At 40.0% G+C, this 23,898-nt stretch carries 20 protein-coding genes; 9 read left to right on the top strand and 11 right to left on the bottom strand.

Translation table 11 applies throughout. From position 1 onward, the window contains the following. Positions 1-136 precede the first annotated feature (136 nt). Both NSQ41_RS05085 and NSQ41_RS05080 read right to left on the bottom strand, forming a co-directional pair. Positions 137-316: a YezD family protein gene (locus NSQ41_RS05085; protein WP_094245314.1), complete on the bottom strand. Its 180-nt coding sequence runs from the start codon at positions 314-316 to the stop codon at positions 137-139. Then, positions 297-749, bottom strand: a complete 453-nt coding sequence (locus tag NSQ41_RS05080) for an Rrf2 family transcriptional regulator (RefSeq protein WP_339199097.1) — start codon at positions 747-749, stop codon at positions 297-299. Before NSQ41_RS05080 ends, NSQ41_RS05085 begins: the two co-directional genes overlap by 20 nt. Before the next feature lie 426 nt (positions 750-1,175). On the opposite strand from NSQ41_RS05080, the gene NSQ41_RS05075 reads away from it, so the two are divergent. The 6 genes from NSQ41_RS05075 (at position 1,176) to NSQ41_RS05050 (ending at position 3,192) form a co-directional block, all read left to right on the top strand. Next, positions 1,176-1,397 (top strand): spore germination protein, encoded by a 222-nt coding sequence (locus NSQ41_RS05075; RefSeq protein ID WP_063386633.1) that lies wholly within the window; start codon positions 1,176-1,178, stop codon positions 1,395-1,397. Between the two features lie 11 nt (positions 1,398-1,408). Next, on the top strand, positions 1,409-1,618 hold the full coding sequence (locus tag NSQ41_RS05070; protein ID WP_063386632.1) for a spore germination protein GerPB: 210 nt from the start codon (positions 1,409-1,411) through the stop codon (positions 1,616-1,618). A 69-nt stretch (positions 1,619-1,687) separates the two neighbouring features. Next, positions 1,688-2,311: a spore germination protein GerPC gene (gene gerPC / locus NSQ41_RS05065; protein WP_339211136.1), complete on the top strand. Its 624-nt coding sequence runs from the start codon at positions 1,688-1,690 to the stop codon at positions 2,309-2,311. After that, positions 2,308-2,484 carry a spore gernimation protein GerPD gene (locus NSQ41_RS05060; RefSeq protein ID WP_339194649.1) on the top strand — a complete coding sequence of 59 codons (177 nt, stop codon included), beginning with the start codon at positions 2,308-2,310 and terminating at the stop codon, positions 2,482-2,484. Before gerPC ends, NSQ41_RS05060 begins: the two co-directional genes overlap by 4 nt. A 32-nt stretch (positions 2,485-2,516) precedes the next feature. Continuing rightward, entirely contained in the window at positions 2,517-2,882 is a 366-nt protein-coding gene (locus NSQ41_RS05055; protein WP_157727918.1) for a spore germination protein GerPE, read from the top strand. 91 nt (positions 2,883-2,973) lie between these two features. Next, positions 2,974-3,192: a spore germination protein gene (locus tag NSQ41_RS05050; protein ID WP_063386628.1), complete on the top strand. Its 219-nt coding sequence runs from the start codon at positions 2,974-2,976 to the stop codon at positions 3,190-3,192. A gap of 841 nt (positions 3,193-4,033) precedes the next feature. Here NSQ41_RS05050 and NSQ41_RS05045 read toward each other — a convergent pair. The 6 genes from NSQ41_RS05045 to NSQ41_RS05020 form a co-directional block, all read right to left on the bottom strand. Beyond that, positions 4,034-7,441, bottom strand: coding sequence for an SMC family ATPase (locus NSQ41_RS05045; RefSeq protein ID WP_339211134.1), 3,408 nt, complete (start codon positions 7,439-7,441; stop codon positions 4,034-4,036). Further along, positions 7,438-8,619 (bottom strand): exonuclease SbcCD subunit D, encoded by a 1,182-nt coding sequence (locus NSQ41_RS05040; RefSeq protein WP_339199087.1) that lies wholly within the window; start codon positions 8,617-8,619, stop codon positions 7,438-7,440. The genes NSQ41_RS05045 and NSQ41_RS05040 overlap by 4 nt, the downstream gene beginning before the upstream one ends. Before the next feature lie 29 nt (positions 8,620-8,648). Continuing rightward, complete coding sequence (gene addA / locus NSQ41_RS05035) at positions 8,649-12,380, bottom strand: helicase-exonuclease AddAB subunit AddA (protein ID WP_339194641.1); 3,732 nt, start codon at positions 12,378-12,380, stop codon at positions 8,649-8,651. Next, positions 12,370-15,873 (bottom strand): helicase-exonuclease AddAB subunit AddB, encoded by a 3,504-nt coding sequence (addB, locus tag NSQ41_RS05030; RefSeq protein ID WP_339211133.1) that lies wholly within the window; start codon positions 15,871-15,873, stop codon positions 12,370-12,372. The genes addA and addB overlap by 11 nt, the downstream gene beginning before the upstream one ends. A gap of 158 nt (positions 15,874-16,031) precedes the next feature. After that, positions 16,032-16,538 (bottom strand): signal peptidase I, encoded by a 507-nt coding sequence (lepB, locus tag NSQ41_RS05025; protein WP_066250627.1) that lies wholly within the window; start codon positions 16,536-16,538, stop codon positions 16,032-16,034. A gap of 10 nt (positions 16,539-16,548) precedes the next feature. After that, on the bottom strand, positions 16,549-17,166 hold the full coding sequence (locus NSQ41_RS05020) for a TVP38/TMEM64 family protein (protein ID WP_327848359.1): 618 nt from the start codon (positions 17,164-17,166) through the stop codon (positions 16,549-16,551). Between the two features lie 153 nt (positions 17,167-17,319). Between NSQ41_RS05020 and NSQ41_RS05015 the strand changes: the two genes are divergently transcribed. Further along, positions 17,320-17,700: a hypothetical protein gene (locus tag NSQ41_RS05015; protein WP_063386621.1), complete on the top strand. Its 381-nt coding sequence runs from the start codon at positions 17,320-17,322 to the stop codon at positions 17,698-17,700. A gap of 181 nt (positions 17,701-17,881) precedes the next feature. Here the strand turns inward: NSQ41_RS05015 and NSQ41_RS05010 are convergent, their stop codons facing one another. After that, the gene (locus NSQ41_RS05010) at positions 17,882-18,454 is read right to left on the bottom strand and encodes a competence protein ComK (RefSeq protein WP_082829581.1); all 573 of its coding nucleotides are present in this window, start codon (positions 18,452-18,454) and stop codon (positions 17,882-17,884) included. A gap of 230 nt (positions 18,455-18,684) precedes the next feature. Here NSQ41_RS05010 and NSQ41_RS05005 point away from each other — a divergent pair, with 230 nt between their 5' ends. After that, positions 18,685-18,906 carry an IDEAL domain-containing protein gene (locus NSQ41_RS05005; RefSeq protein WP_063386620.1) on the top strand — a complete coding sequence of 74 codons (222 nt, stop codon included), beginning with the start codon at positions 18,685-18,687 and terminating at the stop codon, positions 18,904-18,906. Between the two features lie 68 nt (positions 18,907-18,974). Here NSQ41_RS05005 and aceA read toward each other — a convergent pair whose 3' ends face one another. Both aceA and aceB read right to left on the bottom strand, forming a co-directional pair. Next, positions 18,975-20,258 carry an isocitrate lyase gene (gene aceA / locus NSQ41_RS05000; RefSeq protein ID WP_339194632.1) on the bottom strand — a complete coding sequence of 428 codons (1,284 nt, stop codon included), beginning with the start codon at positions 20,256-20,258 and terminating at the stop codon, positions 18,975-18,977. Positions 20,259-20,287: 29 nt separating this feature from the next. Further along, positions 20,288-21,880 carry a malate synthase A gene (gene aceB, locus NSQ41_RS04995; RefSeq protein ID WP_063386618.1) on the bottom strand — a complete coding sequence of 531 codons (1,593 nt, stop codon included), beginning with the start codon at positions 21,878-21,880 and terminating at the stop codon, positions 20,288-20,290. A gap of 388 nt (positions 21,881-22,268) precedes the next feature. Here aceB and NSQ41_RS04990 point away from each other — a divergent pair, with 388 nt between their 5' ends. Beyond that, on the top strand, positions 22,269-23,720 hold the full coding sequence (locus tag NSQ41_RS04990; protein WP_339211132.1) for a YfcC family protein: 1,452 nt from the start codon (positions 22,269-22,271) through the stop codon (positions 23,718-23,720). The last annotated feature ends 178 nt before the right edge of the window (positions 23,721-23,898 follow it).

Below are 23,898 nucleotides of genomic sequence, written 5' to 3'. Positions count from 1 at the left end.
ATTCATCTCCCTTTCCGCTATGTTTCGGTGGCGGTGTTATAAATAAAAAAACTTCCTCGATCCGGGAATATTGAAAAGACATAGGGAGTCTTCGGTGGACCGATCGACGACCTCTTTATGATATTGTTTTATATGTTCACTTAGCCCCTTTGTTATGGCTATCCTTTCGTTCTAAAGGATAACGGAATTTTTCCAATTTTTCGATTTGTGTTATTCTTGAGTCATGTACAATAATTTGCACAGACCCGTATTCCAAATCTTCTAGTGAACGTATAATTCTTTCAATCCACTCCTGATCAATTTTCGTTTTTAACAAAGCTCTCCCCTCCAATTCCCGTTGTAATTCTTTTATTCAATAAATCATCTAAAGTTGTTTGTTCAAGAACGCGGGCAATTGTGTCACGTACAACCGTCCAAAGCGGCTTTAATAAACACTTATCTTCCAATGGACACGGCACATAAGCCGTCGTACTGGCACACCCCATTGGAGATAAAGGACCTTCAATTTGCCGGATAACCTCTCCTATGTTAATGTCAGTCGGCGATAAACGGAGCATATAGCCTCCTTGTATGCCCCTTTTACTGTGCACATATCCCAACTTTCTTAATTGGAGCAAGATTTGTTCCAAGTATTTGACCGTAACTAGCGTTTGTTTGGCGATTTCATTGATCGGATAAATTCTTCCCTGTTGCTGTCCAAGTACAAGCAAAGCACGTAATGCATATTCACCTCTGCTTGAAACCTTCACCAAATGCCCCCTTCCCCTGAAAGTTTACTAGATTAATCTCGACTAAAACGGTAGGGATTTTCACAACAAAAACTTTTTGATAGTTTAAGAAAATAATATTGAGTTACATTTTAATCGTATTAATCCTATATGTCAAGTAAGAATAATAATTTTTTTGAACTTTTTTCCATTATTTTTCCTTGATAAATGAAAAACAATTTGAAAACAAGAAAAGTCACCATGCTCTTCGGGCAAAAATTTTTTCGGATGCGATTATTTTATGAAATTTTTGTGTAAATGTGCTAAAAGCACCACGAATTTTGCATAGTTATTTTGTGAAATATTGAGGTATACAAAAATGCGACTCTAAACGTTTATCACAGTTTTCAAGACATGACATACACTTAATATAGCTAAACAACTTTTAAGGTAAAGGAATGGAAAACGATGCCTGCAATTGTTGGTGCTATGAAGGTAAATAGCGTCGGGACGGCCAGTGTCGTTCATGTCGGAGACGTCGTAAACATTTCGCCATACAGTGAAGTGAAAACATTCGCAGGGGCTGGTTCCTTCAATACAGGTGACGGTCTTTACGTATTTAACCAAAACAGCATTACGAATACGTTTGACAGTGATCTCGTTGATCAGCCGCAAGTGTTAAATGCTTAGAGGGTGGTTATATGAATTTTTATATTCAACAATCGATTCACATACAATTTATACGTATCGGAACGATCGCCAATTCATCCGTGTTTCAAATCGGCAGCGCCGGAATCATAAAACCGCTGTCGAATTTATACAACACAGGACAATTTACTGAACCGGCTCCCGCTCCGTCCGGCCAGGGAAACGGAGTCATTGTGCCTCTCCGTCCACCAAGCATTTCATAGCGATTCACCTTTCATTTGGAAAAGAATATAAATATGGTAACGAATGCAGATAAAGGTGGGGAGAACATCATGAATTACACTATACAATCATTATTGCAATATATTCTAAAATTGGAACAATATCTCCATTCCCAAAGCAAAAGAATCGACCATCTGGAAAAAGGGTTTCTTTACCTTGAAGAACAAATGGAAGAGATCAAAAACAAACCTTATACAAATATTGAAAAAGTTGAGTACAAATTTGACCAATTGAAAATCGAAACGCTCGAAGGAGTCTTGAATATCGGTTTAAATCCTGCCGATCAGGAGGCAATTGAACAATTTTCCGTAAAAAATGAAGAACTAAACGTCGATGATGTTCATCGCGAATTAAAACAGCAAATATTCGAACAATGCGTTGAAAGCATTCATAGTTATTTACAAGAAGAATGTCCGAAAAAGATTGAAGACTTTGCTAAAAACTATGAATATGAATTAGATGAAACATATAAAGCACTCATCATAGAAGACATTAGAAAACAACTTGAAGGAAGGATTACTTATTATCTACAAAGACTCCGTCTCCATGAGCAAACAGATATAAAAGAAAAAATACAATGGATTGAAGAAAAGGTAAAAAAAGATATTGATCAATCGATCGATCATTTTTTTAAACATTTCCCCAATAAAAAGAAAGGCGACGAATTGTCATGAATTTTACCGTCATCAATAACGGCTTGCATGTGGGCATGGTGAGAATCATAGGGGTTTCAAGTTCATCAGTTTTTTTAATAGGGGATGCGGATAAAATCTCTCTTTCTTCCATTTTTGATACGCCACCTGAATCACTGGTCATCGGTCCATTTGTTCCTTTGTCATTAGACTAATGTATTTGTTAAAAAGATTTGCGAACATAAGAGTGGCGTATATACACTCAGTAGACATCTGTTCCGTATTCCAAATCGGTGACGCGAAAAAAATTACCCCTAAAACGAATGTTCTGGCAGTTCAGCGGGACTATGAAAAATTTAATACAAAGGAAGGGTCGTTTCGCTCCTATCAGCTTTTCCGCGAATCCATTCCTCAGCCTTCCTTTGACGAACAATTTTCCAGCGCATATTCAAACAATTCTCCGAACATATATGTCGATCACGTAAAAATTTTGGGCATCTCATCTTCAAGCATCGTGAACTTTGGATCAGCCGAAGAAATATGCGCGGAAGCACGAATAAAACATATTCGACAATTGTCTAAAAACGTTGATGGCGACGAAAAACAACGGTAATTTCAACAAGACAAAACATATTGATGCACCTGAACAATAGATTTTCTCTACGCATATGATTTATGAGACAACAAGGAAAAGGATGTTCCTCATGCCAGCGATTGTCGGACCGATAAAAATTAATTCCGTTTCAGGAGGAGTTGTAAATTTTGGAGATTCCTTTTATTTATCTCCAAAATCAGCATCAAAATCCATCAGCGGCTCTGGTAGCAGCTGCACAGGCGATTTTCATATTAATAACAACGGTCTCAGCATAACAAACGGAATCGATCCGGACGTAAATGATCAAAACCAGACGGCAAATGCATAGCCACCTGGTTCGTTAAAAAGACTTAGTGAAAAATAACGATTGGATTTATATTATGATCCAGAAACACTATTTGCGAGCAGGACATTCAATTTGTTGTCCTGCTCAATAAAAAAAGCGCATTGTCTTGCATTTCAGATCAAAAGACTCTTTTTAGGAATGTGGATGTCCTCATGATGCACAAATAGAGTGAAACTATGAATCGGTTCAAAGAAGCTGAAAACCTGCATTAGTTTTTTCATGGACTGTTATACAGTTAGAAAGCATTCGCACTCACAACATTAACATACAATACAGTTAATTTCGTAAAGTGATTTTCATCCCGTTGTAAAAGAGGAATTTGATATTTTATAAGACTCGCCTTTTCATAGTCTTATTTTTTTGACGGAAAACTTTTACTCAACCTATTTCAAAACGGGCTAAATTGCAGATGGTACCGTTCTCCTGTTTTTAAGCTTATTTGGAAATGCTGAAACGATTTGTGCATGATGCAGCAGGCGTCACCATCGAACCTGCTTTTTTCGCTTATTTGGAGAATGCTGAAGCAGCATACATCTTGTCAAAACGATGAAAAACGGTTAAAAAAGTACGGATGAGCACAGCAATCAAAACATGCTAAGATTAGCAGGGGCTGTCTTAGAAAGTCAAAATCCATTGAAAACGAAACATCATAAACATTTGATATATCAACATTTCTAAAACATTAACGGGGCGTCTATAAGCCGGAAAATCGACTTATTAGACAGCCCCGTCATGTTGAGCGGTTAAGATCCTTTAGAGAATGTAATACTTGCTGTTAACTGGTAACGGCATACTAGGTCAGAAATATCCTTGCTTCATGTAATTAAATCGTTTCGATTCGCACGGTCGTTCCATTTCCGGAAGGTTCAGCTGGCTCAATGATCAGCCGCTTAGGCAATCGTTCCCTTAGCTCCTGCACGTGACTGATTACGCCAACGGATAAATTTTGCGATTGCAGTTTTTCCAAAGCCGATACAACCGTATCGAGAAGCTCTGCATCAAGCGTTCCAAACCCTTCATCAAGGAAAAAAAACTGAAGCGGATATTTTCCGCGAAGCTGAATTTGGGTGGACAACGACAAAGCTAAGGCTAAAGAAGTTAAAAATGTTTCTCCGCCAGATAATGTCGAAACAGGTCGTTTTACTCCGCCATTTGCATCGTCACGCATGATAAAACCGCCTTCTGAATCGACTTCAATCGCATATCTTTGTCTTGTCAATTCCCCAAGCCGCTGTGAAGCATCAAAGCTTATTTGTTGAAGCTGTTCCTCAGCCATGTATTCGACAAAACTATTCCCTTTCAGGACGGCTTGAAGTTTTTCTAACCGATTAAGAAGAAGCTGCAACTCTTCTTTCTCTTTTTCTATTTCCACATATCGTTCATGTTTTTCCTTTAACAGCTGCAAATGCTTTGCCGCCGCGCCTCTTTGTTCCATTGCTTCGTTTACTTGCTTTCTAGCTTCTTCTAAGCATTTTTTCGTTTCTTCCCATGTTTCCTGCTTAAGAACAGTTCCGCCTAATTTTTCTTCCAGACGTTCAATTGCAGATGCTACATGCTCCATTTCCTTTTTATATTGATCTAGACTCGTTTGCATAGCCAGTTTTTCTTCTTCCTGCAAAACGGAATTTCTCACTTCATGCACATTTGCAAAAGGAGTCTGCTGTTTTCGGTCGTTCCAATTTTTTTCCGCTTTTTCAAGCTTGCTTATACAGCTTGTCAATTGCTGTTTGGCGGTATGGAGCTGACTTTCAGCTTTTTGATATTCATTTGCCGTTTTTTGGAAAATATCATAAGCTGCTTGTTCATCCCTTTTTAGCTGTTCAAGGGCAAGATCGATCCTCTTAAGTTCTGTTAAAAGGTTTTCCTTTGCAGCTCTTTGCGCTGTGAGCCTTTTCTGTTTATCGGCTATCAGTTCTGCCTGCCTGTCCATTTCTCCTTTTTTGGCAGCTAATTGAGTGGAAAGATTGAGTATTTCTTCCCTTAACCGCTCGATTTCCTGTTCTTTTTCTTGAATAAAGCTGACGCTTTTTTCAATTCGTTCGTGCAGCTGTTCAACGAGCGAGTCTTTTTTACTAATTTCCTTTACATACATCTCGATTTGATCCATATCGAGATCAGCAAACTCTAAATCCCACTTTCTTTTTTCTTCTTCCAGCTGCTCTATTACATTTTGCAATTGTAGCATGATTTCGGATAAGTCTTTTTCCCCAGCATCCAGCAACGGTTCTATTTTTGCTGTAATATGGTTGACTTCACGAATGTCTGCTATTGTTTTTCTTATTGCGTCTTTTATTTCTAAGTAATCTTGGTTCAAAGCTTTCCATTCGATTTTAAATTTGTCATATGCCAAAAGATCATGAGGCTTATCGTCCATCGTAATGATCGGCTCTTCATTAGCCGACGCTATTTCTTTCACTCCGGCAAGGAATGACTGTTCCGCTTGTAAATCTTCAGACAGCTCCTGCAGCTTTTGCTTCAGCGAGGAATACAGCTGTTCGGTTTGATCACATTCTTTGAAAATTCGTTCTAGCTGCTGCGTTGTTTCTTCTAATTTTTTTAAACGTTCAATCGAAAAATGTCTGTTCGGGGCCGGATGATGTGTGGAGCCGCAGACAGGGCAAGGCTCCCCCTCCGTCAACTGCTCGGAAATCAAAGCTGCCGCCTGATTTGTTCTTTCTTCTTCAAGCTGACTTTTTGCAGCCTGTAAATCATCCTTTACTTTTTCTTTAAAAAATTCATGCTCCCGCATTTGGCTGCATAAACGATCATAAACTTTTTGTAATTGATTGAAATTACCTGCCAGGCGTTCGTTTAATTCACTCTTTTTGCGGGCGGACTCGTCAGCCTTTTCCCGCCATTCGTTAAGCTGGTCTTCTTTCTTTTGCTTTTTGCTTTTTAATTCATATTCGTCTTTCATAAGCTGCATGATTTTCAGCTTCTGTTGATATGCTTTTTGGATTTTTTCCCGGAATTCTCTTGAAACTGTTTCTTCTTTCGCCTGCTGTTTTAAAGCCTGCTGCTTCTCTAACGCCCTATTTAATAATTCGCTCGTCTTTCTCTCTGTATGCTGTTTTTCATGCAGCCTCGTTTTCAATGCTTCATAGTCTTCTTTCAGCTTTACAAACGATGCTTCATCCTCTTTGATTTCTGCATCCAATGAGATAAGCTGTTTCAATAGTTCACGTTTTGTTAAAAGCTCCGGCTCTTCAACAGCTTTTTTGGCACGAATCGCTTCAAAAGCTTCCTTTTTTTCTTTATAAAGGCTTGCTAGCTTTTTCTCTTCCTGCTGCCAATGCTCTGTTTCTTTTTCAAAACGGTCCTTTTCCGCTAAATGCTCGAGCACTGCTTCCGCATATGGTTTCAGCATCTCCGCTTGCTCCGCTTTTTTCAGCTTTTCTTCGATTTCTTGAAACCGCTCCTTTTCTTGCTCAAGCTCCTGTCGTTTTTTCTCATAAGTCGTTTTTTCCGTCTGCAAATTCCAGATTGTCTGAATCCGCTCAAATTCTTTTGCTGCCTCATCCAGCTGCTTTTCCCGTTCTTTCAGCACTGTATCACAGCGTATGAACGTTTTTTCTGCCTCTAAAACGGCTTCTTTCGAGGCATCGCCAAGACCTGCTTGTTCCGCTGACAATTCAGCGAATTGCTGTCTTGATTCCAAAAGACGTTTTTTCAGCTTTTTATTTAATTGGTCGCCGAATCGTTCCAAGTTGAACAATCGTTCAAACATTTTCCTTCTTTCCGAGCCTTTTAAAGAAAGAAATTCAGCAAACTTCCCTTGCGGAAGGACAACGGCGCGGGTAAAATCCTCTATCGTCAGCCCTAAAAGCTCGTAAATCTTGTCATTTACATCATTTGTTTTATCTGCCAAAACGACCGTTTCTTCTCCTATTTCGAGAAGCCGGCACAGCCTTGTGTTGATCCTGACATTATCCACCCGCTTAAACGTTCGTTCAACAGTGTATCGTTTTTTTGATCGGCCATCTTCAAGCTCAAATGTAAAACTGACATATAATTGATCTTCCGCATGGTTCATTATCCCTTGCGTATTATTGGCCGCTCGCTCTACTTTTCCATAAAGCGCTAACGTAATGGCATCCAATATCGTTGATTTTCCACTGCCAGTCGGACCAAATATTCCGAAGACACCGCCGTCGCATAATGTTTCAAAATCGACCGTCTGCATCTTTCGATAGCTATTCAGTCCAGCTAAAGAAAGTTTTATCGGCTTCATGACTGTGCTCCTTCCTCTTTTAAGTCTTCAGAGAGCAATGTCATAAACAGTTCAATGAGCTCTGCCTCCGGCTCGGCGCCGCCAGTTTGTTTTTTGTAAAAACGTTTAAACATTTCATCAATCGGGAGATTTTCTCTTCTTTCTTGTTGGATCTTTTCGGTTTCTTTTTCAAAAATCGGCCGGATGTGAATAAAGCCGTCGTGCCATTTTCTCAACCGATGAATTTCTTCTAATGAAAGGCTGTCGGTCAAAAAAATTTCAAGATCAATCCATGCGTTTTTGTCTCTTCCTTCTTCAAGCCACTGGTGAACTTGAAGAAGACCGCCAGTTGCTTTCCATTTCACAAGCGGTTTTCCGCTCGACAAATAAATTTCGGAGACAACCGCGTTCTCGCCGGGTTTTGCATCGATCACTGTGACAGACTTCGTATAACCTGCCTCAGAAAAGCTATAGGCAAGCGGCGATCCGGAATATCTTGCCGGCACATTGGACTTTTTAACATTTTGCGGCCGATGAAGATGCCCCAATGCGACATATTGCGCTTTTTCCGGGAGACTTGTGGCTCGAACTGTATACGCTCCGCCGACTTCAATCGGTCTCTCCGAATCTGTCGTGCTGCCTCCGGCTACATAAAGATGGCTCATGGCAATATTCACCGTATGAGGTTCAAACTCTCTGCTCATCATTGCAAACAAGCCGCGAATTTTTTCATCGTAATGCTCTCTCAATAAGAGTTCATCATATTCGTTTGAAAGCAGTTCATTCAGCCTTGCTTCCGACGGATAAGCAAGCGCCGCCAGCTTCATTGTTTCATTTGTCCGCGGAACTTCAACCGTTAAAACATCGCCTCTTGGGTAGCCGATCAGCTCGATCGCCTGCTCCTTTGCCAGCGGAGCTGCTGCTTGCAATCGTTCCGGACTGTCATGATTTCCGGAAATGATGATAACACGTCTTTTTCCTCTATCAGAAAGTCTTGAAATACTTTCATAAAACAGCTTTTCTGCTCCTGCCGGAGGATTCACCGTATCAAAAACGTCTCCTGCCATCAAAATGACATCAATTTTCTCCTTTACAACAATTTCATACAGTTCATCAAGAAACTGTGCCTGCTCTTTTAGCCTGCTCCGACCTTCAAGCGTTTTTCCGAGATGCCAATCCGCCGTATGCAAGATTCTCAATTGCCTCACCTCTAAAATAGTCTGCAAATCTATAATTTTATGATGAGCCCTGCATCAAAAAAGAATAAATACCGATCATCGACTCGTCTTTTTAAGATTGACTCTACCGCCTTTGCATACAAGTCAATTTGAAATTCATATCGAGAAGCAAGCACCGGCTTTGCCTTTTCAATGGATGGAAAACGATCCTTTACCGCATCCGTTTTGTAATCTAACAGAACGAGCCCATCGTCATCTTCAAAAAGGCAGTCGATCACACCTTGAACGATGACCGTTTCAGTATTGAGAGAACTTCCTTTTTCGTAAATTTCGTTCGCCGGCACTGCCAAATTGAAAGGGATCTCGCGAAAAATTTTTTTTGCGCCTTTTAGGCGTCTACCTAGCGGTGATTCAAAAAATTGCACAATTCCTTCTACATTGACCGCTTCCACCTGCTCCTCCGTTAATATTTCTTTTTTCACGAGAGAATGCACGGTTTGTCGAATCGTTTGTTCCGTCAAGTCTTCACCCAATGGCAAATGCTGCATCACTGTGTGCATGGCCGTTCCTTTTTCTGCTGCTGTAAGAGATTTTGCCTGCATAAATTTCGGACGCTTGTACGAGGAATTCCCTTGTATTTTCTTCTTTATGGAAATGTCGCTGTATTCATCCGAAAATTGAAGTCTTCTTTTGATTTCCGTCACCGATTGCTTCGACCGGAGAGAGGCTGCATCTGAAAAAGGATAGCTCCAGGACAACTGATTTTGCACTTGGTTGGCGAAACTACTTGTTGACTGAACAGGAACGAAATTTCTCAAAGCGTCCATTTTTTCATCCATCATAACCGCTGCCTGCTCATTTTGCTCTTTTAATTTTTCTTCAGGAATCACATCAATTTGCAATTTCACCGGATAAGAGAAGATTTCATCCGCTGCTTCTCTTTCTTCTTCTCGTAAAATTGCCGCATCTTTATGACGGATGACAGCAGGACCGATCCAATCTAAATAACATACTGCCTTTAAACGATCGTAATCTGGAAGCAGCCATTCGCGGTGAGTGAATGATTGCTCCCATTCTTTAAACTTTTTTTCTCCGTCTTTCACTGTGCCGATTAAAAACAGCTTTTCCTTTGCTCTTGTCAAAGCCACATACAATACCCTAAGCTCTTCCGAAAGCATTTCCATCCTCAATTTCTTTTTTACAGCTACATAAGGAAGAGTAGGATACACAATCCGCTTTTTTTCATCGATAAACAGCGAGGCAAACCCTAATTCTTTATCGAGCAAATATTTTTTGGTCAAATCTTTCATATTAAATCGTTTAGATAAACCTGCACAGAAAACAATCGGAAATTCAAGCCCCTTGCTTGAATGAATCGTCATAATTCGGACAACATCTTCCTGTTCTCCTAAAGATCTTGCTGCTCCTAAATCATCGCCCCGTTCCTGCATTCTTTCAATAAACCGCAGGAATCGGAACAATCCCCGAAAGGACGTTTCCTCATATTGCCTTGCTCTGTCATATAATGCCCTTAAATTGGCCTGCCGCTGCTTTCCGCCGGGCATTCCGCCTGCAAAATCAAAAAAGCGGGTATCACGGTACAATTGCCAAATTAAATTCGAAACGGAGCTTTTTCTCGCCAAGTTCCGCCATTGATTGAGCCGGCTGACAAATTCGCTTACTTTTTGATAAAGCTCGCTATGATGGGCTTTTTCTTGCTGCAAAAATGATTCAAGTGCATCGAAATACGGACCGTTTTTCTTATAAAGACGGATGATGGCAAGTTCATTTCCGCTTAAGCCGACAATCGGCGAACGCAGCACAGAAGCGAGCGGAATATCTTGATAAGGATTGTCGATAATTTTTAAAAGCGAAAGCATAATGGCCACTTCTGTTGCTTCAAAATATCCTGTTGATAAATTCGCATACACCGGAATACCTTGCTGCTTAAACTCTTCCATGATTTGCGGCGCCCAAGGCATCGAACGAAGCAGGATCACAATATCTCTGTATGTGACAGGTCTCGTACGATCAAGTTTTCGGTCGTAAACAGGAAAGCCTTCCTGAATAAGCTCTTTTATTTTTTTCGCCATAAGGCGGGCTTCAAGCTGCACCGTTTCCAATTCTTCTTCATCAAATTCAATCATTATTTCTTCTTTTTCTGCTAATTCCTCCTTCCGGCGGTCTATTAGGAGGAGCTCTGTATTCATTCTACTGTTCTCTGGATAACGTGCGCCAAGCTTCAATTCTGCTGCCTCATCATAAACAACTTCGCCTACAGTCTCTCCCATCAATTGTTTGAAAAGAAAATTTGTGGCGTCCAAAACTTCTTTTCGGCTGCGGAAATTTTTAGCTAAATCGATGCGCAAGCCGGAATTCGTTCCGCTGGAGGTAAACCGTTTATATTTCGCCAAAAACAATAACGGTTCAGCCAGCCGGAAACGATAAATGGATTGTTTTACATCGCCGACCATAAATAGATTTCCTTCCGCTTCATGATCTTTTGACACCAGCTTTAAAATCGCTTCCTGCACCAAGTTGGTATCTTGGTATTCATCCACTAATACTTCTTGAAATTGTCGTTTGAAAAACAAAGCAGCATCACTCGGAACAACATTTCCCTTCTCATCTTTTTCTGTTAATATTTGTAAACAATAATGCTCAAGATCCGAAAAATCGACAATTCCTTTTTCTTTTTTCATTGCTTCCAGCCGGACAGCAAATTTTTTCACCAAGTCGGCTAAACAAATCATTGTGCGCTTCATTTTTTTCAAATCAAGCAGCTGGTTTTGAATATCCCTAGAGAAAAGCTCATTTTTTAATTTCTCTATTTCCTTTGTCGCTTTCTTTCTCATTTCCGTCACTTCATCAATGAGCTCTTTTCGATATTCTTCTCCCCTGCATGCCTTGGCGCGTGTCGGTTGAAAAGCTCTCATTTGCTCGGCAAGCTCCTGCCACGATGAAGCGTTTATAATGTTTTCCACCTGCTTCATGTCATCGAGTAAATTTTCAGCCCTTGGAGAAGGGCCGCCCGGCAATTTCGTAATGTCGAGAGCTCTCGCTAACAAATCCTTTATTCCGGAAAGCTGTATCGCTATATCCTTCCGTAAATATTGAAAAAACGGCAAGTCCTCGTATGATTCAGCTTGTTCTATGTCATACATTTGCACCATTTCATCAAGCCATTTTTCCGGGAATGGATTAGATCTAGCAAATTCATAAATGGATCTAATAATTTTTTTGATTTCATCATCTGAGCGATCGCCTGTATATTTGTCAACTAATTCGAAAAATAGTTCATTATGCTCCATTCCGTATTCTTCTTCTAACAATTCATCCATGCAATCTTCCATTAACAGTTCCATTTCTGTTTCGTCCGCTATTCGAAAACCGGGATCAATATCAATTTTGTAATAAAATTTGCGAACGACTTGCAGGCAAAAAGAATGCAATGTTGATATTTGCGCTTTGTTTAAAAGGGTTAATTGGCGGCGCAGATGGAGGGAAGAAGGCTGTTTTCGCAAAGCCTTTGCCAGCGCTTCGCCAATTCTGCTGCGCATTTCTGCAGCCGCAGCGTTTGTAAACGTTACGATTAACAGCCGGTCCACATCTACAGGATGCTGATTGTCGGTCAGCTTGCGAATAATCCGCTCAACTAGAACGGCCGTTTTCCCTGATCCGGCAGCAGCCGCCACTAATATATCTTGTCCGTCGGCAACAATCGCTTTCCATTGTTCATCGGTCCATTGGCCTTTTTCTAACTTTTTCAGCTCATTCTTCATCTGAATCCACCTTCTCCCTTACCTTTTGCAGCACTTCTTCCCCTTTTAAGCTTTTCAATATGCGAAAACGGTTCGTTTCAATCGATTCATCAAATTGACAGACCGATTTAAAGGAACAAAAGGTGCAAGGCGTTTTCTCTTTCATTTTATATGGCGCAATGGAAATATTTCCGTCTGTTATTTCCGTACCGATCCGCTTAAATTCGCGCCGGATATACGAGCGTAATGCATGAAATTCTTCCTCGCTGGCGATTTGAGAATTTGCATAAAATTCCCCGGTTTTCTTTATGCCGGCTTGAACGATTTTGGAATAGCCGCTTTCCAATTTTTGATCCATTAACCGCACCGTTTCTTCGTCTCCAAGCAGCAAGCCTTTCATTTTAAATTTCTTCAAAATTTCTTCTTCTATTTCATCATCCGTTAATAAATCTGGGGACTGTATGAACGGATCATGAATATGGAAATACAGCACCCCTGCTGGAGTCGCTTCTACGCCAAGCCAAGATTGAGAATTGGAAATGACAACATCCAAGTAAGTGAGCATCTGCAGCGCAATGCCGTAATACACTTCTGCCAAATTTAATGTTTTGTCGCTCGATTTAAAATCGACGATGCGAAGCAAAAGACCTTTCGAACTTTCCGCTTTATCCACTCGGTCTATCCTTCCGACGACCTCCAACGTACATCCGTTTTCAAGCTTAAATCGGAACGGGGGGAGCTTGCTTTTTTCATCAAATGATATTTCTAAACCAATTGGGACAAAACCGCTTGCTTTTGCATGTTCGCTTAAAACCTTTGATGCGCGGGCAACAATATTTTGAAGCTTGCGTTTAATATAATAGTGGCGGTTTGTGCTCATTAAAATTTCTTTTTGCAGCTTCGGCGCCAGCTGTTCGACTGCATCATGAGCAAGTCTTTCGCAGTTCTCCTTTGTTAATTCGCGCCATTCTACTTTCATGCTTTGAAGCCGGTCTGCCATCAGCTTTAATGCCGCATGGAACAATTGGCCGATATCCGGCGCTTCCAATCTGTAATACTCCCGTTCTTTTAACTTTAAGCCGTGAGAAGCAAAGTGGGCAAAAGGACATGCCCGAAACCGCTCCATCCTTGAAACGCTTCCTTGTATTTTCCGTCCATATAATTTTCTGCTTACCTCTTCGGATAAAGGTCTTTCTGTATTTGAATAAAACAGGCTGGCAATCGCCTTTTTCGCTTTGCTGCTCCATTCTTGATCATATACAAAGTAATTGTAAACATCCCACCACAGCTCATGGAGAGGATACTGCTTTTTCCAATTTTGCAATTTTGAAGTTAAAACAGACAAAGAAACATTCGGACTGACAATAAAAGAAAGCTGTTCTTCCGCCTCCTCACTTTCCGGTTCATTAAGAGAGATCATTTCCTTAGCATCTGGAAATATTTCTTTTAACCGTTTGACAATAATAGACGGCATGAGCGCTTTTCCTTCTTCATCCGCCAAAGAATACGATAAATACAGCTTTTGCTTAGCAGACGTGAGCGCTAAATAAATCAAAAAATTTTCATCCAGCAATTTTCTTCGAGCTGTCGGCGCTAGCTTCACCCCATTATGATATAGAAGCTCTCTTTCATCATCTGTTAAAACCCCGTCTTCCACCGGTTTTGCCGGAAGCACTCCGTCATTTGCTCCTGCAATAAATGCCGTCTTAATGCCATATAAACGTGACCGGTCAAGTGTTGCGACAATCACTTGGTCAATGGCCGGCGGAACGAGAGAAAATTTCATCGATTCCATTCCGGTTTCGACCATTTCCCTAAACAAATGAATGGAAATTTCCTGATCGCCCATAATTTCTACAAATTCATCCAATAGCTCTATCACAGCATTCCAAACTTGATCATGCTCCCTTGCTTCAATCAAGTTCCCTCCATTTTCCGCATCTAGACGAAGAAGCTCCAGCTTATCAGGCACTTTTGTTTGTTCTAAATACATATATAGCGCTTCGGCCATATCCCTGCCGGTTTTGGCGCGTTTCATCTTATTTTCCAATGCTTGCAGAGGCTCCACAATCAGCTTCCGTAATTGATTGATCCGTTTTTCTATTTCCTCTTCTTCATCTGTCTTTTTGTCGTTGTCATAGAATGAATGGTACTTCCTGTACGTCCAGCCGGCTTGATCCGTCCATTTTTTCCCTTGAATACCATAGGCAAGCACATAATTTTCTAATTGATCCATTTCTTTTCTCATTTCGGCTTTATCGGCATCTAGCGGGTAAAGAAATTCTGTTTTAATCGTTCTGAAAACAGCTTCATACCGCCAGTTTCCGGTTATGACTTCCAAGCTCGAGCGGATAAATTCGATCAGCGGATGATATGTCATTGAGCTTTTTTCATCTATAAAAAAAGGAATCTCGTAATCTTGAAACAATTGCTCCAGCAAATCTCTGTAATCGGACATGTTTCTAATAAGCAGTGCAATCTCCCGAAATCGCACTCCCTCATCCCGAACGAGGCGGATAATTTCTCTAGCAATCCCTTCAATTTCGGCGCGTCTATTCACCGCTTGCATAAATACAATCGCGCTGTCTCCGTGAAAAGGTTCGGGAGTATGGGAAGAGTACATTTTTTCTAGATGAACAAGTGACGGCTCTTCAATAAAACGTTTCCGGTCAGTCATATATGCTACTTCATCAATGGAAATATTATTTCGTTCAGCCATTTTTTTCAGCAAAGAAAAGGTTTCAGCCGTCATGTAAAATAAATGAAGCTCGTCGGCAACGGCCTCTTCAGGCGGTTTATCCAATGTGAGAGCAATTGTTATAGAAGAAGCTGTTTTCATCATCGATTCGATTACTTGCAATTCTTGAGGCGTAAAATTGTGAAAGCCGTCGATATAAATTTCCGCTCCGTCCATGTAGCTTGATTCATAAATCTTCTCTGAAAGAAGCTGCAAATAATCCTCTGAATCTATGTATTTATCAGCAAATAATTTTTCCACGGAACGATAGATGCCCGCCAAATCTTTCAATTTATCGGAAAGAATCCGCTCTCTATGATCATGGCTTTCCGCTAATTTTTTTACTTGATCATCCAGCATATCTGGACTGATGATATATCTTTTCATTTCTGTAATCATCTGTTCGATATGCTCAATAAAGCCTTTTTTTTCACTGGCTTTGGAAAACACTTTAAATTCGTGCTTTTTTTCTTCGATGATTTTTCGAAGAAACATGTTCATGCCTGTTTGGGAAATAAAGGTACGGCTGATGCCTCCTTCCTCCTGCAGCACCCTCCACGCCAAACGGTTGAAGCTCAATACTTGTGCTCTAATGATTCCTTCTAATTCCGGAGTTTTCATCAGTTCATATTCCATTTGAAAAGTCATTTGATCTGGAACAAGAAACAAAATAGGTTTTCCATTATACGGATCTTCTTTTAATTTTCCCCTAATTTCGTTTAAGATTGCCGTCGTTTTTCCTGTGCCGGATGAACCGACCAAAAACTTAATACCCATGAAATCTCCCCCCTTCAGAAGGCATCCAAACGGAAAATGGGACAATTTTCTTGTCCCATTCTGATTTCGTGTTTATGAATACATTTATTTTACTGTAAATGGTTTTGAAAATCCATTGATTCGGACAATCCGAATTTCCAACTTATAGGAATCATCGTTTACGGTTTTACCTCTCCGATCACATTTTTTTCACGAACAAAGCCAAAATGCCGGCTGTCCCTGCTGTTTAACCGATTGTCGCCAATGACAAAAATACATTTTTCCGGCACCGTTTCTTTTCCAGTTATTTCTTTTAATGTAAAATTCCCTGTGATCGGATTTCCATATACTTTTTCTTTATTTTTCTTTAAAAATGGTTCCGGTACATATTTCCCATTCACATATAATTTGTCGTTTCGATATTCAATTTTTTCTCCTGGAAGGCCGATGACCCTTTTAACCAAAACTTGCTTTTCGCCGGGCATCTGAAACACGACAATGTCAAACCGTTCAATTTTATTAAACCGATTCGTCAATTTATTTATATAAAAATGATGGCCTTCTTTTAAGGTGGGCTGCATCGATACGCCATCAACAGTGTACGCGGCAAACGCAATATTTTTAATTAAAACGGTTGATAAAAGAGCTGAAGTGACGATTCCCGCAATAACTCGTTTTTTCCTCACGGCTCTTCACCTACTTTTTATCTTTTCGTTTAATTAACGAAACATTTAAACGCTGCTCAATCCTTTTTCCGATAAACCACATGAGCGCCATCACAACAAACACAATGATCAACCGGGCGGGCTCTTCAATCAGCTCCCGTAAATCATACCCTGATAAGCTAAGCATAAAAATCATCACGAGCTTCCCTGATAAAACAGCGAGCGCAAACTGCCACACATTGATTTTGGAAAGGCCGGCTACTACATTTACAAGCGCAGAAGGCGTAAAAGGGAAACAGAGCATTAAAAATAAAGGAGCAAAGCCGTGCCGTTCGACCCAGTTCATCATTCGTCTTACTTTTTCATGTCTGCTTAAAAAATTTAAAAAACGCTTCCGGCCAAACTTTCGCACTAAAAAAAACACGAGCAATGCGCCTGCCGATGAACCGATCCACGAGTACAAAAAGCCGAACCAAAGTCCGAATGAATTAGCGTTCGCAATTACAAACAGAATAAGAGGCAAGAACGGAAAAAAAGCCTCAAGCATCGGAAGCAGAATCCCTGGGAGAGGTCCGAGCGCTCGGTATTCTTTAAAGATTCGTTCAACATCTTCTAATGTAATGGAATCGAAAAATGCAATGACATCCATATCTTAACTCCTTACTTCAACATCTCCTTTTATTTTACACCTTTTGAGCATAAGTTGAAAAATTTTGCCGAAAAAAATTAATTGAAATGATTTATTTTCCTGTTTTATAATAAAAAACAGAACATACGTTCCTTTTGAAGCGAGGTATTCCCTATGTCGAAAATACCAACCGACATTCGCCATTTGATTGAACAGTCGATCTACTTACCGATGACTGCTACGGTGCTGAACAAAGACATGAATGTCGTAAAAAAAAGTCCATTCAAGCTGAAAGATCCTTATTTGCATCTAATTGAAGAGGCGTTAAAGCTTGTACAAAAAGATTTGGCAGAGGTTCGCAAAGAATTGCGCAGACAAAAGGTGAAAGTTTTAAAAGCCAAACAGGATGAAGCATTCACAACGTACACTTTCTACTATAACGGCTACGAAGAACACCACAGCTACTTCAATCCAAGAATCCGAAATAAAGTAAATGAACTGATTGAACATTATTTGTTTAAAACTGAAAAAAAATCTGGCATTCCAACCTCTTAGACTTTTTATCTTAAAAGAAAGACAACGGCCAAACCGTTCGCTACAGAAGATGAGGGAACAGGACTATTTGTTTCGCCCGTTGAATGCCTGTCCCCTTATAACAGAAAAAATGAAATCTCCCCCATTTTCTAACACGGAAAAAAGCACGCAAATTGACAGCTTGCGTGCCGGAAGATAAAGCTTATCCATCTTCTTTTCTGAATTCGCGAACGAGCTGTTCATAAATATATGCATGCTGCTCCTTCGGAAAAAGGATTGTGTTCATGCGGCGCTGCTCCTGCTCAATTCTTGAAGAGATAATCGTTCGAAGATGTGCCGTTTTATAAAATTGATGGGAAAAAGAAGATGGAGATATGTCAGCAACTATTTTCTGACCGTTACGGAATATGACTTCCGTACAATTCGAATCTGTTTTCATAAAGCGGGAAATGTGGGAATGGGAAAACCAGGCGCACTGATGCCTTGCGGGTGAATGAGTAGGAAAAAAATAAAGGGAATTGGCAGGATCAATGACAATCGGAAGCTTTTTTGTTATGCCAAGCAGCCCTTTTGATCCTTCAACTCTTCCTTTAAAGCTTGAACCATAATAACGGCAGCTTTGATCAATAACATAAACAGGTCGAATAGGTACTATGCGCTCTCCGCTAGTTTCCAAAATTTTAGCGTACAAGTGATGTTCTTTTCTAAAAGGCAAAATTGCCATTGTTTCCCCATTTACAATACATTTTTCTGCCTCAAACTGCTTCGTACTCACTAGAATTCTTACCTCCTAATTTTTTCTATATAATAGTTCTTTTTCACTGATTCAAATCTATCATAAAAATTCCAAAATTTCTATATTTTTTTAAAATTTTTTAAATACAAAGCATTAGATCAAGGTAAGATGTTATTGTTAATATAATTTTTCTAAAAATTACAAATTATAAGTTGATTTTTCCTTCCGAAATCCATATAATATAAAAAAGGCATCAGAGGTGATGGGTTATGGAAAACCGGAAATCTTATTCCGAACTGATGAAGACCCGTTCTGTGAAGGAAAATCCAGAAAACTTCATGATGGATGTATACATCCAAATGATTCTGGACGAAGCATGGTTCAATCATCGAAAAAAAATGCTGGAAGACAAAATTAATGATGCTCTGGACCGAAAAGATAGAGAAAAATTTATGGAGCTATCCAAAGAATATGCGAAATGGGTGCGTTAAATGATAAAAAAAGCCAATCCCAGAGGATTGGCTCAATCTATGTGAAGGTAATGATTATGGCCAGTCAATTAAGCTGTGGTAAATTGTTCAGCTTCCGTAGACCCTTTTAAAGCGGTTGTAGAAGAAGTACCTCCAGTAATCACTTGGGCAACCTCATCAAAATAACCAGTTCCAACCTCCCTCTGATGCCGTGTTGCTGTATAACCATACTGTTCGCTTCTAAATTCGGCTTGCTGAAGTTCAGAGTAGGCAGCCATTCCATGATCTTTATACTTGCGTGCAAGTTCAAACATGCTGTAATTCAATGCATGGAATCCAGCTAAAGTAACGAATTGGAACTTGTAGCCGTAAGAAGCAATTTCCTTTTGGAAACGTGCGATAGTATCGTCATCAAGCTTTTTCTTCCAATTAAAGGAAGGTGAGCAGTTATATGCCAATAACTTGCCTGGGAATTCTTTATGAATAGCCTCAGCAAACTTCCGTGCTTCTTCCAAATTAGGTTCAGATGTTTCACACCAAATCATGTCTGCGTATGGCGCATATGCCAAACCTCTAGCAATTGCTTGATCAAGACCAGCGCGAGTGCGGAAAAATCCTTCCTGTGTCCGTTCCCCAGTAATAAACTCTTTATCCCTGTCATCGATGTCGCTTGTGATCAAATCAGCCGCATTGGCATCAGTACGAGCAATGATAACAGTCGGAACATTCATCACATCAGCAGCCAGTCTTGCAGCAATCAAATTGCGAATAGCTGTTTGTGTCGGGAGCAAAACTTTTCCGCCTAAATGGCCGCATTTTTTCTCAGAAGACAATTGATCCTCGAAGTGAACAGCAGCTGCTCCTGCTTCAATCATCGCCTTCATCAATTCAAAAACGTTCAACTGACCGCCAAATCCAGCTTCAGCATCCGCAACAATTGGAACGAACCAATCAATTGAATGATCCCCTTCCATATGATGGATCTGATCTGCCCGCTGCAAAGCTTGATTAATCCGCTTTACGACATGCGGCACACTGTTAGCAGGATACAAGCTTTGATCCGGATACATTTGCCCCGCAAGATTAGCATCTGCTGCCACTTGCCAGCCGCTTAAGTAAATTGCTTTTAATCCGGCTTTTACTTGTTGGACAGCTTGATTTCCTGTCAAAGCTCCGAGGGCATTTACGTATTCCTCAGTTTTCATTAAATTCCAAAATTTTTCTGCTCCTCTTCTGGCAAGAGTATATTCGATTTCAATGGAACCTCTAAGCTTCAACACATCTTCAGCCGAATAAGGGCGTGTAATCCCTTTCCAGCGTTCATCTTTCTCCCAGCTTTCTTGCAATTGTCTCGCTTTTTCTTGTAATGTCATCTTTTCTCTCCCCTTTTTTGAAATATTTTTTAATTTAATCTTTCATAGCCTGGAAGCGTCAGAAAATCTACGAATTCATCATTTCTCACAAGCTCATCAAACAATTTCGCCGCTTCATCAAAACGCCCTTTTTGATAGGCTTCTTCACCAAACTCTTGTTTTATTTTTTCCAGCTCTTCCTGCTTAATTTTTTCATAAAGCTCTATTGTAACCTTCCGTCCGTCCTCCAACACCCCCTTTGGATGACGAATCCATTGCCATACCTGTGCCCTTGAAATTTCTGCCGTTGCAGCATCCTCCATCAAATTGTGGATAGGTGCAGCTCCTCTTCCAGAAAGCCATGATGCAAGATAACGAATGCCGACATCAATGTTCGTTCTTAATCCTTGCTCTGTAATTGTTCCTTCCGGGACTTCAAGAAGCTGTTCTGCTGAAATCTCAACATCTAGCTGTTTATCAATCTGGTTAGGTTGTTTCATATATTGGTCAAAAATTTCTTTGGCAACCGGTACAAGCGCAGGATGTGCCACCCATGTGCCATCGTGTCCATCTTTCGCTTCCCGCTCTTTATCAGCGCGCACTTTTTGGAACGCCTCTTCATTTTTCACCGGATCATCTTTAACCGGAATTTGCGCAGCCATTCCTCCAATGGCATGAACGTTCCGGCGATGGCACGTTTTAATCGCGAGCAGAGAATACGCCCTCATAAACGGAACCGTCATCGTTACTTGCGCCCGATCAGGTAAAATGACGTTTTGATCGTTTCGGAATTTTTTCAGATAGCTGAAAATATAATCCCATCTGCCGCAATTCAATCCAGCTGAATGCTCTTTCAGCTCGTATAATATTTCGTCCATTTCAAACGCGGCCAATATCGTTTCAATCAGAACGGTCGCTTTAATCGTCCCCCGCTTTACCCCCAATTCATCTTGCGCGAAACAGAAAACATCGTTCCACCATCTGGCTTCTAAGTGGCTTTCCAGCTTCGGCAAATAAAAGTAAGGTCCGCTTCCTCTTTTGATCAGTTCTTTTGCATTGTGGAAGAAATAAAGGCCAAAATCAAACAGACTGCCTGAAATCCGTTTTCCGTCCAATAGGACATGTTTTTCTTCTAGATGGAGTCCTCTCGGCCGCACGATCAGCGTTGCCGTTTCTTCATTCAGCTTATATACCTTTCCGTTTTCATTCACATATTCAATCGTTTTGTTGACCGCATCCCTTAAGTGAATTTGTCCTTCCACAATATTTTCCCAAGTCGGTGATGTGGCATCTTCAAAGTCCGCCATAAAAACTTTTGCGCCTGAATTTAAGGCATTGATAATCATTTTCCGGTCGACAGGTCCAGTAATTTCAACTCTGCGATCCTGCAAATCTTTTGGAACAGGCGGTATCGTCCAGTCCCCTTTTCGAATATGTTCCGTCTCCTTTAAAAACGACGGCTTCTCCCCTTCATTAATTCGCCTTTCCCGTTCTTTCCTCAGTTCAAGCAGCTCGATTCTTCTTGAACCAAATGTTTGTTCAAGCTTTTCGACGAACTGAAGGGCTTCGTTCGTTAAAATCTCCCTGTAAGAAGGCAGAAGAGTTCCCTTCACTTCCAGCCTAGATGCTGCACTAGCCTTCACGTTTCCTCACCTACCTTGTTATAAAACAGTTTTTAAATTACATTTTTAATATATAACAGATTAATACAGATTGGAAGACTTTTTTGAAAATTCGTTGTTTTCGTTTTCTTATCACATTCAATAAGTTTTTATTAACTTCCCTTTTTCGCTCGTACATCCGATCCATACCTCTATATCAATCAGCACTTTTTGAAAACTTAAATAATTTTATGTTATTTTTTATAACATGATTTCGCTTTTCAAATTAAAATAATTGTAAAATTTAATAGATTTTACAAAAAAATAGTTCATTTTCAGTGAAAATAACCAATGACAGAATAGCTACCACAAATTATTATGTTATAAAAACGAACATGAATTGTCACAAACAGAGGAGGAGGGATAAAAAATGGAAGCTGAAAAAGGTGTAAAAAATGCAGCTTTTATTAATCAAAAACCACAATTGGAGAAAAAGAAATTAAGAATGCCTCATATTTATGTCATATTGTTTGTTTTAATAATTCTTGCTACAGCCGCTACTTATTTTGTACCTGCTGGCGTTTATGAACGTATTCCAGGACCTGAAGGAAGAACAACGATTGATCCAAACTCATTTGATTTTGTTGAAGCAGCACCTGTAAGTCCTGTTGAATTTATGATGGCAGTCCCAAAAGGATTAGTTGCAGCAAGTGATGTCGTTTTTTTCACTTTGATCATCGGCGGTACATTTGCCGTTATTCGAAAAACAGGACTTATAGAAATAGGAGTAGAGAAACTAGCAAAAACATTTGCTTCCAATTGTATTGTGTTAATTCCAGTTTTAATGACTGTATTCGCAATTATATGCAGTTTAATTGGAACGCAAGAACTTAGTTTAGTTTATATACCTGTAATTCTCCCCCTATTTATTGCTTTAGGATTTGATTCAATGGTGGCGGCGGCGGTTGCTTTAGTTGCAACTACTGCTGGTTTTATGACAGGCTTTCTTAACCCGATTAATACTGGTTTAGGTCAAAAAATTGCAGGACTTCCAATATACTCAGGTATAGAATTTCGCATAGCGGCTTTCGTTGTCTTTGTTTTAGCAGGAATGATTTACATTATGCAATATGCTAAAAAAGTTAAAAAGAATCCCGAAGCAAGCTTAGTATATAAAGACGATCATGCTAAAAGGAATATGTACTTCAATCAATCTGTATCCAAAAGGAATGAAATGAATAAAAAACAAAAAGCTGCTTCTTTTGCATTGTTATCCTTTTTTGTCTTATTAGTGTACGGTGTTTTAACTCAAGGCTGGTTTATGTTAGAAATGGCTGGACTGTTCATTATAATGGGTGTGGTTGTAGGTCTGATCGCTGGATTAACATTAAACGATATTTGCGAAGCATTTAATGACGGTTTTCGTGAAGTTTTAGTTGGGGCAATCATTGTTGGTATTGCCAGAGCAGTATCAGTAGTTATGGAAGACGGACAAATAATGGACACCATTGTCCATACACTAGGAACGATAGTAGGCGAAATACCAGGAACATTTAGTGTCATTGGGATGTTTATTGTCCAAATGCTATTTAGCTTTTTAATTCCGTCAGGCAGCGGACAAGCATTAGTTACTATGCCGATTTTAGCTCCGCTTTCTGATTTAATCGGAGTTACGAGACAAACAGCTGTTTTGGCCTACCAATTTGGAGACGGGCTAGGCAACATATTATTTCCAACTTCAGGATATTTTATGGCTGCACTAGCACTAGCTGGAGTTTCATGGCAAAAATGGGTTCGCTTTTATGCACCATTATTTTTAATTTGGTTTGGATTATCTGCTATTTTCCTGATCACCGCTCATTTCATTCAGTGGAACGGTTGAATCATGATTTAAAATGAGTCAAAAATTAATAAATCATCATATAATCGAGTAGGAGGGAGCGATTAACTCCCGTCCTCTCACACCACCGTACGTACCGTTCGGTATACGGCGGTTCCATTAAGATAATTGACGCAAGTTTTCATAACTTCCGTGAATAGCTGTTCTCTTTATGCCAGTG

Origin of the sequence: Aeribacillus sp. FSL K6-8210 (assembly GCF_037963925.1) — a bacterium.
GTDB lineage: Bacteria > Bacillota > Bacilli > Bacillales > Aeribacillaceae > Aeribacillus > Aeribacillus composti.
The sequence above is the reverse complement of the archived record's forward strand: the minus strand, read 5'-3'. Positions and strand labels throughout refer to the sequence as shown.